11 protein-coding genes are annotated in these 12,475 nt (G+C 40.0%); 8 read left to right on the top strand and 3 right to left on the bottom strand.

Annotated elements, in window-relative coordinates:
* Window position 1 precedes the first annotated feature (1 nt).
* From RMB13_RS12665 to RMB13_RS12630, 8 genes are all read left to right on the top strand, one after another.
* The gene (locus tag RMB13_RS12665; protein ID WP_311085406.1) at window positions 2-487 is read left to right on the top strand and encodes an aromatic-ring-hydroxylating dioxygenase subunit beta; all 486 of its coding nucleotides are present in this window, start codon (window positions 2-4) and stop codon (window positions 485-487) included.
* Between the two features lie 10 nt (window positions 488-497).
* On the top strand, window positions 498-1,235 hold the full coding sequence (locus RMB13_RS12660; RefSeq protein ID WP_311085405.1) for an SDR family oxidoreductase: 738 nt from the start codon (window positions 498-500) through the stop codon (window positions 1,233-1,235).
* A 35-nt stretch (window positions 1,236-1,270) separates the two neighbouring features.
* Window positions 1,271-2,224, top strand: a complete 954-nt coding sequence (locus tag RMB13_RS12655) for a PDR/VanB family oxidoreductase (protein WP_262728663.1) — start codon at window positions 1,271-1,273, stop codon at window positions 2,222-2,224.
* Window positions 2,225-2,269: 45 nt separating this feature from the next.
* Window positions 2,270-3,226, top strand: a complete 957-nt coding sequence (locus RMB13_RS12650; protein WP_081401280.1) for a p-hydroxyphenylacetate 3-hydroxylase reductase component — start codon at window positions 2,270-2,272, stop codon at window positions 3,224-3,226.
* A 197-nt stretch (window positions 3,227-3,423) separates the two neighbouring features.
* Complete coding sequence (gene feaR / locus RMB13_RS12645; RefSeq protein ID WP_151740789.1) at window positions 3,424-4,338, top strand: transcriptional regulator FeaR; 915 nt, start codon at window positions 3,424-3,426, stop codon at window positions 4,336-4,338.
* A gap of 210 nt (window positions 4,339-4,548) precedes the next feature.
* The gene (gene tynA, locus RMB13_RS12640; protein WP_311085422.1) at window positions 4,549-6,864 is read left to right on the top strand and encodes a primary-amine oxidase; all 2,316 of its coding nucleotides are present in this window, start codon (window positions 4,549-4,551) and stop codon (window positions 6,862-6,864) included.
* 82 nt (window positions 6,865-6,946) lie between these two features.
* On the top strand, window positions 6,947-8,224 hold the full coding sequence (locus RMB13_RS12635; RefSeq protein ID WP_311085404.1) for a hypothetical protein: 1,278 nt from the start codon (window positions 6,947-6,949) through the stop codon (window positions 8,222-8,224).
* Window positions 8,225-8,257: 33 nt separating this feature from the next.
* Window positions 8,258-9,745: an NAD-dependent phenylacetaldehyde dehydrogenase gene (locus RMB13_RS12630; protein WP_311085403.1), complete on the top strand. Its 1,488-nt coding sequence runs from the start codon at window positions 8,258-8,260 to the stop codon at window positions 9,743-9,745.
* A 58-nt stretch (window positions 9,746-9,803) separates the two neighbouring features.
* Here RMB13_RS12630 and pcaD read toward each other — a convergent pair whose 3' ends face one another.
* From pcaD to RMB13_RS12615, 3 genes are all read right to left on the bottom strand, one after another.
* Window positions 9,804-10,589 (bottom strand): 3-oxoadipate enol-lactonase, encoded by a 786-nt coding sequence (gene pcaD / locus RMB13_RS12625; RefSeq protein ID WP_311085402.1) that lies wholly within the window; start codon window positions 10,587-10,589, stop codon window positions 9,804-9,806.
* A gap of 10 nt (window positions 10,590-10,599) precedes the next feature.
* Entirely contained in the window at window positions 10,600-11,814 is a 1,215-nt protein-coding gene (pcaF, locus tag RMB13_RS12620) for a 3-oxoadipyl-CoA thiolase (RefSeq protein WP_311085401.1), read from the bottom strand.
* A gap of 471 nt (window positions 11,815-12,285) precedes the next feature.
* A partial coding sequence (locus RMB13_RS12615; protein ID WP_311085400.1) for a 3-oxoadipate CoA-transferase occupies window positions 12,286-12,475 on the bottom strand: 190 nt, incomplete at its 5' end.

Below are 12,475 nucleotides of genomic sequence, written 5' to 3'. Positions count from 1 at the left end.
AATGGATATGAATCTGCAATTATTAAATGAAGTCACTGCTTTCATCTGGGCTGAAGCAGACATGTTAGACCATAGTGAATATCGTGAATGGCTCAATTTATGGAATGAAAAAGGCGTTTATATCATTCCGATTGACCCAAACCTAACTGACTACGAAAACAACTTAAATTATGCCTATGACGATAACCATATGCGTACTTTACGTGTAGAGCGTCTTGAAAATGGTGAAGCGATTTCTACAGCGCCGAAAGCAAATACGGTACGTAGTGTTTCTCGTGTACGAGTTATTCAAGACCAAGATAATGAAATCGTTTTACGCTGTGCTCAAAACTTACGTGAGTTCCGTAAAGAAAACCTCAAGCATTACACCGCAGATATTACTTACCATCTAACTCGTGATGCCGATACTGGTTTTAAAATTAACCGTAAAATCATTAACTTGGTTAATTCTACCGATACCTTAGCTGGTATTAGTTACATTCTTTAGGAGCGGTAACATGAAACAAGTTGTTTTAGTGACAGGTGCTGCTTCTGGACTCGGTAATGTCATTGCTGAATATTTTGCGAGCCAAGGCCATCAAGTGATTTTGTCAGCAAGTACGCTTGAAAAAGCCGAAAACGCCAAGGCACAAAGTCAATATGCACAAAATATGTTTCCAGTGAAATTAGATATTTCAGTCGAAGCAGATTTTCATGCCGTGGTGCAATGGATTGAAGAGAAATTTTCTAAACTTGATGTGTTGATTAACAATGCAACTGTCACCAAGGCAACTCCGGTATTAGAAATTACCGCAGCCGATTTTGATTGGGTGACTCAAGTCAATCAACGTGGCACTTTTCAGGCTTGCCAAATTATTGGTCAATATATGGCTAAAAAAGGCTATGGACGCATCATTAATATGGCGTCTTTAGCGGGGCAAAACGGTGGCACTGCAACGGGCGCACACTATGCGGCAACCAAAGGTGCCATTGTCACTTTAACCAAAATTTTTGCTAAAGAATTTGCTGCAAAAGGTGTAACAGTCAATGCGATTGCACCGGGACCAATGGAATCACCAATCGTTCATAGCGTGGTGCCAGACGAAAAAATGGAACAGTTCATCCAGAATATTCCTGTTAAAGCCTTAGGTAGCATGCATTTTATTGCTGAAACTTGTGGGTTGCTCGCGAGTCCAAATGCGGGGTTTGTGACTGGTGCAACATGGGATATTAACGGTGGTTTATTCATGCGTTAAGCCATGAGCTTAACGCATGAAAAGGGAGTTAAATCATGACTACACTTTATGATGTTGTCGTTAAAAATCGCCATGTTGAAGGCGGAAATATTGCAGTCATGGAATTTGAATCTGCAACTTCTGCAACATTGCCAAAAGTTGAAGCGGGTGCGCATATTGATGTGCATTTACCAAATGGGATGGTGCGTCAATATTCACTTTGCCAAAATCCAAATGATGAAGGTAAGTTCCGCCTTGGAATTTTACGTGACCCTGAATCACGTGGCGGCTCAGTATCTGCTTTTGATGAAATTAAAGATGGCATGCAAATTCAGGTCAGTGAGCCCAAAAATTTATTTCCACTTTTAAAAGCCAAACACAGCGTATTGATTGGCGGTGGAATTGGGATTACGCCGTTAATCACAATGGCATATCAACTTGCCTCTGAAGGCACATCCTTTGAGCTTCACTACTGTGGAGCTAGCCCTGAAAACTGTGCTTTTGTTGATGAAATTAAAAATGGTGAGTTAGCAAAATACACAACCTTCCATTTTAAATCCGAAGGTGCAAGCCACAGAGCGTTTTTTGAATCTGCCATTAAAGGTATTGACCTTGAGAGCCATATTTACACCTGTGGTCCAGTCGGTTTCATGGACTGGGTGATTAACCTTGCCACGACTCACGACTTTCCTGAGCAGCAAATCCATAAAGAATATTTCCAAGTCGAAACCGACACCTCGGGAGATTCATTTGAGGTGGTGGCTGAGCGTAGCGGAAAAATCATTATGGTAGAAGCTGGCGAAACTATTTTGCAGGCTTTAGCTAAAGAAGGTATCGAGATTGAAATGTCTTGCGAGCAAGGCGTATGCGGAACCTGCATGTGCGATGTGATTGAAGGCGAACCTGATCATCGAGATGTTTATTTTACTGATGAAGAAAAAGCCAGCAATGAGCAAATATTGGTGTGCTGTTCGCGCTCTAAAACACCGAGGTTAGTTTTAGATATCTAATGCTCTCGTGATTTATATGGATGTAAGAGAAGGTTTAGGAGAAAGATGATGAATGTATTACAACAAATAGATGAGTTTACGGTCGATCCACTACAGTTCCGACGAGCATTAGGAAATTTTGCAACAGGCGTTACTATTATTACTGCACAAAATGCACAAGGCGAGAAAGTCGGTGTAACCGCAAATAGTTTTAACTCGGTGTCACTCGATCCACCACTTATTTTGTGGAGTATTGATAAAAAATCTTCAAGTTTTTCGGTATTTGAAGAAGCGACACATTTTGCTGTCAATATTTTATCGGGCACGCAAATTGAACTGTCTAATAAGTTTTCGAGACGCAATATTGATAAATTTGCAGACACGAACTTTCAACTTGGTGCAGGACGCGCACCAATTTTAGAAAATTGTTCTGCGGTGTTTGAGTGCGAACGTTATCAAGTTATTGAAGGCGGTGACCACTGGATTATTGTTGGTAAAGTGGTTCGTTTTCATGACCAAGGTCGAAGCCCGTTAGTCTATCATCAAGGCGCATATTCTTGTGTCATGCCGCATCCAAGCCTTCAAGTGAAACAAACTGAAGAAAACGGCGTAGACCAAACACATTATGGTCACTTATATAATAATGTCTGCTACTTGATGAGTCGTGCTTTTAAAGCTTATCAGACTGACTATATTCCTAAGCAAATGGCTTCTGGCTTTCGAACCAGTGAATCACGGCTGTTGCTGGTTTTGGCCAGTGGTACTGCTTCAAGTAAAGAAGATTTACCACGAGATATTGCCATGCCAATGCAAGAGGTAGAAAGATCGGCTGAAATTTTAAAATTTGAAGGATTGCTGGTCGATCACGATAATTTATACGCACTGACCGAGAAAGGTAAACAAACGGCGCAGTATTTATTTGATATTGCCGATAGCCACCAAAATGAAGTGTTTAAAAAATATTCTGAGGAACAAAAGGATATTTTTATTACCATGCTGCGAGACTTTGCAGGAGTAGCATAAGCCTCATTAAGCTGATAAATTGAATTGATTTATCAGCTTCTTTACATCTAGCTGACTATAATCAAAAGAATTCCAAGGATAAGGAATTTTTGGCACACAATTTGTTTATCAATAAAACATGATTGCAAATAAGCCAAGACAGTGAACTACAGCGAAAGAAAATGTTTCGCGGTGGCACGTGTATAGAGAGGTAAGGGATGAACCAATATGTAAGTGATGCATTGTTGAATTGGACACACCATATCAAGAATGTTTGCGGAAATTTTGAAACAGATTTTGACGGCACCCGTAATTTATTCATTGGAGAAGTTCAATGCTTTTTATTGGGTGATACCGAAATTGCGTTCATTAGAAATAATGCAAATAAGATTGTCCGAAAAGCCGATGAAATCGATCGAGTGAATAATCGTTTTTGCTTTTTGATTTTGCAGTATTCGGGAAAAATGCTGCTCGAGTATAAAAATGAAACGCTAAGCCTGAATGAAGGCGATATTGTGTTGGTCGATCCGGTCGAAACCATTTCTATGTATCCGCAAGGGTTAGTCAGCCAGATTTCAGTGCACTTGTCGCGTGAAAAATTACTTAAAGAAAATATTAGTACTGAATATTTTGGAAAGCTGATTACTCAAAATATGAGTGGTTTTTTACTCAAGAATATTTTGAAAAACATGTCTGCTGAAAATATTAAACTCTGGTATGCAACCGAAGATGGTAATGCTTTTGAAGATGCTCTAATTGCTTTAATCAAACCTACAATTAATTATAAAAATATTAATAGCTCAAATAATCTGATGGAAAAAGCTGAGCGCTATATTATAGAAAACTTAGCAAAACCGGATTTAACACCTAAATTAATTGCAGAACATATAGGGGTATCGCTACGTCATCTCTATCGTCTGTTTCTTCAAGAAAATTTATCTATTAACAAATATATACAGCTCAAACGCTTAGAAAAAGTCAAAGCAGATTTACTCGATAAAAGAAATAAACAAAGCTCGATTACCCAAATTGCCTTGAAGTGGGGTTTTTGGGACGGCGCTCATTTTTCAAAAATCTTTAAAAAGACTTACGGTATTTCTCCTAAAGAATTTAGAGACGGTGTGTCGGCTTAAACCTTTCATTTTTTGATGTCATTTTTAGACAAGTTCTGGGTCATTCCTGAACAAGCTAGCCCTATGTAACTGTGTTGAAATTAAATTCATTAGAGCAGGTTAGATAAGCTTAATAACTATAGAACTATTAAGTTGGTCTAATGAATTTCACTCACAGGAAAGTGCATTTTTAACTGTCTGATTCAGATAGTTCAGGGATAGATGAAAAGGATGAAACCAATGCGTAAACAACGATTATTGAATGACATACAAAAAATATTGGCACTTAACTTATCAATAGCTGCTAGCTTTTGGGGATTAAATACTCAAGCTTATGCTCATGGTGGAAAGGCCGAAATGGTGTCACTTTATCAAAATATGAGTGAGCAGGGCGCCAAAGTTGTAAAAGATGATTTTACCAATACTTATATGATTACCAAGGGTTCTATGGTGGTTAGAGCCAAACCCAATTCAGATCAGGTTTTGGTGAATGGCAAACCTTTCAAGCTCAGTGTGCCTTTATTAATCAAAGATGGTAAACCTGTTATTGGAAAAGACTTTTTTAATGAAGTATTTCAGTCTGGTTTAGATCAAACTTTCAAAATTGAAAATACGTTTCATCCTCTTAATAGTTTAAATTCTGACGAAATTAAAAAGACATTTGATGTCATTAATCGCTCGAAATACGCCTATAAAAATATGCGTTTTGCCGAGTTAAAGTTAAAAGAACCAGAAAAAGCTAAAGTTTGGGATTATTTTATTAATCACAAAGAATTTAAAGAAGATCGTATTGCCTCATTTATTTTATTAAAGGGGAGTCAAGCGATTGAAGGTGAAGTTAATCTTAACACTCAACAAGTTACCAAATGGAATGTCCTTAAAGACACTCATGGAATGGTGCTGCTCGATAATTTTGAAGCCGTACAGCGTGTAATTGAGACGAGTAAAGAATATCAAGACGCGTTACGCAAACGTGGCATTAGTGATGTGAAGAAAGTGATTGCTACACCACTAACTGTTGGATATTTTGGCGGTAAAGATGGACTTGATAAACAACTCAATATATTAAAAGTTGTCGCTTACCTAGACACTGGAGATGGTAACTACTGGGCACATCCTATTGAGAACCTAGTTGCTGTAGTCGATTTAGATAAAGAAAAAATTATTAAGATTGAAGAAGGTGCGATCATTCCTGTGCCAATGGCAAATCGACCTTATATGTCGAATAAGCCGGTAGCAAGTAAGCTAAAACCACTCAATATTACTGAACCAGAGGGTAAGAACTTTAGCATTACAGGTCAAACCATACATTGGGGGAACTGGTGTTTACATGTGGCGTTAGATTCTCGTGTTGGCTTACAGCTTTCAACCGTGACTTATAAAGACAAAGGCGTAAAGCGCAAAGTCATGTATGAAGGCAATTTGGGTGGAATGGTGGTCCCATATGGCGACCCTGATATTGGATGGTACTTCAAATCTTATTTAGACTCTGGCGAATATGGTATGGGTACGCTGACCTCATCTATTCTTCCGGGAACAGATGCGCCCGACAACGCAGTTTTACTTGATGCTGTGATTGCAGACTATAAAGGCCAGCCACAAGTAATTCCAAATGCCATTGCTGTATTTGAACGTTATGCTGGACCTGAATATAAACATCACGAAATTTTTGGTAACCAAGATGCGAGTGAAGCCCGCCGTGAACTTGTGGTGCGCTGGATTAGTACAGTGGGTAACTACGACTACATGTTTGATTGGGTATTTGCCCAAAATGGTGTAATTGGGATTAATGCGGGTGCAACGGGTATTGAAGCTGTTAAAGGCGTTAAATCACGCACCATGCATGACAGTACCGCAAAAGAAGACACTAAATATGGAACTTTAATTGACCATAATATTGTGGGTACAACGCATCAGCACATCTATAACTTCCGCTTAGATATGGATGTAGACGGGGAAAACAACAGCTTTATGCATATGGACCCTGTGGTGAAAGCTAATGACAAAGGTGGTGTGCGTACAAGCACAATGCAAATTGATAGTAAGGTCATTACGAATGAGCAAAATGCAGCTGAAAAATTTGATCCATCAACTATTCGCTTACTCACAAACTTCAACAAGGAAAATAAATTAGGTAATCCAGTTTCTTACCAATTGATTCCGTTTGCGGGTGGAACACACCCTGTTGCGAAAGGTGCTAATTTTTCTAAAGACGAATGGTTATTTAAACGTTTGAACTTTATGGATAAGCAAATTTGGGTGACTCAGTACAATCCAGACGAGCGCTATCCTGAAGGTAAATATTCAAACCGTTCGACTCATGATACCGGGTTAGGACAATTCATTGGCAACAACGAAAATATTGAAAATAAAGACCTCGTGGTTTGGATGACAACTGGGACAACGCATGTGGCACGTGCTGAAGAATGGCCAATCATGCCTACAGAGTGGGTCAATACGCTCATCAAACCTTGGAACTTCTTTGACAGCACCCCGACTTTAAACTTGGGTGAAGAAGAGCAAAACACGCAGCACGACCATCACTAAAAATGTGCATGAGCCAGAATGGGTAAAGAATAAGTTACCCATTCCTGAGCGCTGGTAAGCCGTTCGCAAAAAGGAATTCTGTATGAAAAATCTACTTTCTCAAGTGATGAGAGGGACTCTCTTTGTCTCATTTTTTTCAACTGTTCATGCTGGTGAGCTTGAAATTAAACCGACTTTTGAAGCAACTTTTGGGGCTTTTAGCAGCGGTAAAAGTTACAACGGTGAAAACCTAGATGATGAAAGAATCAATTGGCAAGAAGGCCATCTTAAATATGGTGCTAAGGGTCAATATACCTTTAAAAACAATCAGCTCTATGCAAGCTTGAGTGGTATTAGCTCGGCAACATTTGGCGATGGCGACGCAGGCCAAAATAGTAATGGCAAAGAACGTAAAACAGATGTAAATGAATGGATCATTGGCTTTAAAGACGGTACCAATAAAGATGAGTTGACTACCTATGATTTAAGTATTGGTCGACAAAATATCATGATTGGTGATGGTTTTTTCATTGCGGGTGATGCATTAAATCTCGGCAGACCTCCAGCAGATGGCGCCTTAGACCGAGGCGGGGCATATTATCTGGCAGCACGACGCAGCTTTGATTTTACCAGTCTGCTTCAATACAAACCGCAAGAGAATACAACGCTAAAACTGGCTTATTTAAAATCGAATAATAAAGCACAATTTTCATCTGAACTCTTTGTAACCGATCTGATGTATCAGCTTAAAGATAAGGGCGTTGGGTTTACTTACTTAAATGTATTAGACCTTGAAGATGCTGAACACGTCTCAGGGCGCGAAGACCTTAAAAATTATGCTTTGCGTTTGAATTATCAACCTTTACCTGAGTTACAAGTTAAGTCTGAGTTTGTTATTCAAGATAAAAAAGATAGTCAAGAAAATGCAGGTTACGTAGGGCTGAACTATAACTTTTTATCTTCAAAATATACGCCCTCATTAGGTTACCGTTTTAGCCATTTTTCAGACCAATACGATCCAATGTTTTATGGGAATACGGTCGGTTTTGGCACGTGGTTTCAGGGAGAAGTTGCTGGAAATTATGCTGGCCCATTTAATAAAAATGCAGATATCCATCAAGTCTCTTACATGATGAACTTAAAAGAAAATTTCATGTTAGGTGCTTTGGCCTATAAGTTCAAAACAGTAAATAAGTCTTTAAGTAATGTGGATGGACATGAGCTGGATGTGTTCTCGGTTTGGTCCGTCAATAAAAAACTTAACGTTATTCCGTTGGTTGGACTCTATAAGCCTAAACAGGATATCCAGAGTGGCGGCACTCAAAACTACGATGACAAAACCAATGTGTATGCACAGTTGATTCTGCAATACATCTATTAATAGATCCTTTTAAATGAATTGAGAGAAATAAAAATGAGTGAAGTTCAGATTTTAGCAAGCGTACAGCAATTTATGGCGCGTCAACATGGACATTTTATTGATGGAAAATTAGTTGCTGCTGAGCATTTAGATAAAGTAGATATTGTAAATCCATCGACTGAACAAGTGGTTGCTCAAATTAGTATTGGTAGTCAACACGATGTCGAAAGTGCCGTGAAAAGTGCTGAACATGCTTTTCAAAATGCTTGGGCTGAAACTACGCCGTATGAACGTGGCGTTAAACTAAACAAGTTGGCAGATTTAATTGAACAATATGGTGAAGAACTTGCTCAGCTCGAGACTTTATCTACTGGAAAACTCATCAATATTTCCCGCCATCTTGAAGTGGCACAATCTGTTATTTTCTTAAGATATTTTGCTGGTTGGGCAACCAAAATTAATGGCCAAACCATGCAACCTTCTATTCCATCAATGCAAGGTGAAAAATATACGGCCTTTACTTTAAGACAACCGATTGGTGTGGTCGCAGGTATCGTGCCTTGGAATTTTTCACTCATGATTGGTGTTTGGAAAATTGGCTCAGCTTTAACAACTGGCTGTACCATTGTGCTTAAACCAAGTGAGTTTGCCAGCTTGTCTTTATTACGGTTAGCCGAACTTGCCATTGAGGCAGGTATTCCAGCTGGTGTGATTAATGTGGTTACGGGTAAAGGGGATACAGGACAATATTTAATTGAATCGCCGTTAGTTAAGAAAGTCTCATTTACAGGTTCAGTACCAACAGGCATTGCCATTGGTAAGCTCGCGATGAGCAGTGATTTAACCCGCGTAAGTCTAGAGTTGGGTGGTAAAAATGCCATAGCCATCTTGGCTGATGCAAATATCGATGAGATTTTACCAACTTTGTTGCAAGCAACTTTTGTGCATCAAGGTCAAGTTTGCGCATCTCCAGAGCGTTTTTTTGTACACCACACAAAATATGATGAACTGGTCGATAAACTTTCTAAAGCACTATCTCAATTCAAAATTGGATCGGCTATGGATGAAGGAAGTATGTTTGGCCCACTGTCTAATCAGCCACATTTTCATAAAGTGAAACATTATTTAGATATGGCAAAAGCCAACAACCAGATTATTGCAGGTGGTGAGGTTTTAGATCAGACAGGATATTTTGTACAGCCGACTTTGATTTCCTTCAAAAATACTGATGATCCATTATTTTCAGAGGAAACCTTTGGACCAGTGGTTGGGGTAATGCCATTCGAAACCGATGAAGAACTTATTCAGCTTATGAATCAGTCACGCTTTGGTTTAACTGCAAGTATTTGGACAAATGATCTGTCCAAAGCTTTGCGTTTAATTCCTAAAATTGAAGCAGGGACCTTGTGGGTCAATATGCATACTTTCTTAGATCCGTCAGTTCCATTTGGCGGCGTGAAAGCTTCAGGAATTGGCAGAGAGTTTTCAGATGCATTTATTGAAGATTACACCGAGTTAAAATCGGTCATGATTCGGTATTAATTTAAAGAAGTAAATGCAGATATAAAAAATGGCCCTTATAGGCCATTTTTTTGAATCATTAAATTAACCTAATAAAAAAATCCTTTAGGATTTTATTAAAGGCTTCTGGCTGTTCTACGTTTGAAATATGTGAGGCATCTATTTCTGCAAGCTTTGATTGGGGAATATGCTGCTGCATAAATTGACCATCTGCAACTGTAGTTACAGGGTCTTGAGTTCCAGCAATCACTAATACAGGAATTTTGATGTCTTTTAACTGCTCACGGACATCCGCTTTAGCCAAAGCCTCACAACAATTGGCATAACCCATTGCGCTGCCAGCACTTAAGTCGTTACACAGGTTGTTGACAATTGAAGCGTGACTTTGGATAAAGGGATCTGTAAACCATCGCGAAGCTGCTGTGGCTGCGATTGGTTGTAAACCTTGCTCACGTACTAATTTTGCACGGTCAAGCCATGCCTGTTCTTGTCCAATTTTAGCGGCAGTATTTGCTACAACCACATGACTAAAACGCTCAGGGTATTGAATTGCAAGCCATTGACCCGTTAAACCGCCCATAGAAATACCACAAAAAGCAGCTTTAGTAATATTTAGATGGTCAAGTAAACGGACAACATCTTCACCTAATTGCTCTACAGTGTATGGGCCGTCAGGCGTAGATGATGAACCGTGACCACGTGTGTCATAGCAGATCACAAAAAATTGATCTTTCAACTCATTAAACTGCTTTTGCCACATACCATAATTGGTACCCAAAGAATTGGAAAACACTAGAGCAGGGGAAGAAGGTTCGCCAAAGGTTTGATAGTTAATTTGTGCATCTGCAGATTGAAAAGATGGCATTTGTTTCTCCTTAAAGTGCTTCAACACGTTCAATAATCAAAGCAATACCTTGACCTACACCAATACACATTGAACACAAGGCATAACGACCACCTGTTTGCTCAAGCTGGTTTAAGGCTGTGGTCACGAGGCGTGCACCTGAAGCACCAAGTGGATGGCCCAATGCAATTGCACCACCATTTGGATTTACCTTGTTGCTATCATCTGGCAAGCCTAAATCACGGGTCACTGCTAATGCTTGCGCAGCAAAAGCTTCATTCAACTCAATCACATCCATCTGCTCTAAAGTCAGGTTGGCTTGTTTAAGAAGCTTTTTGATTGCAGGTGCAGGAGCAAAACCCATAATACGTGGTTCTACGCCCACTGCTGTTGAAGCAATGATCTTGGCACGCGGTTTTAGGTTATAAGCTTGAACTGCATCATCAGAAGCAATCAATAGAGCTGCTGCACCATCGTTAATCCCTGAAGCATTCCCCGCAGTCACAGAACCATCTGCTTTGACAACAGGCTTAAGTTTACTTAAAGCTTCAAGTGTGGTCGATGCACGTGGATGTTCATCGGTATCAATCACAACAGCATCACCCTTACGCTGAGGAATTTCAACTGCCACGATTTCTTTAGAAAAAAAGCCTTTGGCTTGCGCGCTTGCGGTGCGTTGTTGGCTCACCAAGGCAAACTGGTCCTGATCTGCACGATTCACGTTGAACTGTTCAGCTACGTTTTCGGCAGTCTGGGGCATGGTGTCAACACCATATAATTCTTTAAGTTTAGGGTTAATGAAACGCCATCCCATGGTGGTGTCTTCAATCTTCTGGCTACGACCAAAAGGACTGTCAGACTTACCCATCACATAAGGTGCGCGGCTCATGTTTTCTACACCACCAGCAATCACCAAGTTTGCTTCACCCGATTTAATGGCACGGGCAGCAATGGCAATCGCATCGAGTGATGAACCACATAAACGGTTAATAGTGGTTGCTGGAACCTGATACGGTAAACCAGCTAGAAGTGCTGACATACGACCAACATTGCGGTTGTCTTCACCGGCTTGGTTGGCACAGCCATAGATCACATCATCGACCTGTTCCCAATCTACATTTGGGTTACGCTGGATTAAAGCTTTAATTGGCACAGCACCAAGGTCATCGGCACGAACAGGTGCAAGGCCACCGGCATAACGGCCGAATGGAGTACGGATGGCATCGATGATATAAGCGTTTTTCATTCTTACATTTCCATTTTGAAATCTGTTGCTGTCATTGCCACATCGTTAGACTCTTTTTCAGCATTTGCTGGAGTTCATCGTCATTACTAAATTAGGAGTAGTCATGACGGAGTCTTATCGTGTTGAGCCAAATGCCAGTAGCTAATTCTTGTCACTTTTTTAAAAAAAGTAACCAAAAACCTTTGTTGAACAGAGGAGGTTTCCATGCCTCCCTGTCCAACGGGCGACATCCATGTCGCCTGTCACAATAGCGAATTACGGTAAAATCCAAATTAATAAGCAAGAACCGTATTCAAAGAGTTCCATTCAGTGTTTCGCGTTGGCGACATGGATGTAGCCTCGTTGCTCAGCACAACAGGGATGTTGTGTCTGAGTAACAAAGGATTTTTGTTACTTTTTATCCTTAAAAAGTAAGGCATTACTGATACAAAAAACTTTTGATTTAACTCGTAATTTGGGGCTGTTTAAATCTTACCTTTGAGTCGCATCAATCAAAGTTGCACCAGTCAAAGCCTGCAACTCTTCAAAGCTAAGACCTTCCACTTTCTCAATCACTTTCAAACCATCTTTGGTCACATCAATCACACAAAGATCGGTGTAAATACGATCCACACAGTGTTTACCCGTTACCGGATAAGTTAGCTCAGCCACAACCTTCGGT

Source organism: Acinetobacter sp. V102_4, assembly GCF_031799005.1.
GTDB lineage: Bacteria > Pseudomonadota > Gammaproteobacteria > Pseudomonadales > Moraxellaceae > Acinetobacter > Acinetobacter calcoaceticus.
This window is presented reverse-complemented; position numbering and strand designations above follow the sequence as displayed.

What these genes read in the sequence shown, in the direction of transcription:
- RMB13_RS12665 (WP_311085406.1), top strand. Translation starts at nt 2, where the DNA reads ATGGATATGAATCTGCAATTATTAAATGAAGTCACTGCTTTCATCTGG.
- RMB13_RS12660 (WP_311085405.1), top strand. Translation starts at nt 498, where the DNA reads ATGAAACAAGTTGTTTTAGTGACAGGTGCTGCTTCTGGACTCGGTAAT.
- RMB13_RS12655 (WP_262728663.1), top strand. Translation starts at nt 1,271, where the DNA reads ATGACTACACTTTATGATGTTGTCGTTAAAAATCGCCATGTTGAAGGC.
- RMB13_RS12650 (WP_081401280.1), top strand. Translation starts at nt 2,270, where the DNA reads ATGATGAATGTATTACAACAAATAGATGAGTTTACGGTCGATCCACTA.
- feaR (WP_151740789.1), top strand. Translation starts at nt 3,424, where the DNA reads ATGAACCAATATGTAAGTGATGCATTGTTGAATTGGACACACCATATC.
- tynA (WP_311085422.1), top strand. Translation starts at nt 4,549, where the DNA reads ATGAAACCAATGCGTAAACAACGATTATTGAATGACATACAAAAAATA.
- RMB13_RS12635 (WP_311085404.1), top strand. Translation starts at nt 6,947, where the DNA reads ATGAAAAATCTACTTTCTCAAGTGATGAGAGGGACTCTCTTTGTCTCA.
- RMB13_RS12630 (WP_311085403.1), top strand. Translation starts at nt 8,258, where the DNA reads ATGAGTGAAGTTCAGATTTTAGCAAGCGTACAGCAATTTATGGCGCGT.
- pcaD (WP_311085402.1), bottom strand. Translation starts at nt 10,589, where the DNA reads ATGCCATCTTTTCAATCTGCAGATGCACAAATTAACTATCAAACCTTT.
- pcaF (WP_311085401.1), bottom strand. Translation starts at nt 11,814, where the DNA reads ATGAAAAACGCTTATATCATCGATGCCATCCGTACTCCATTCGGCCGT.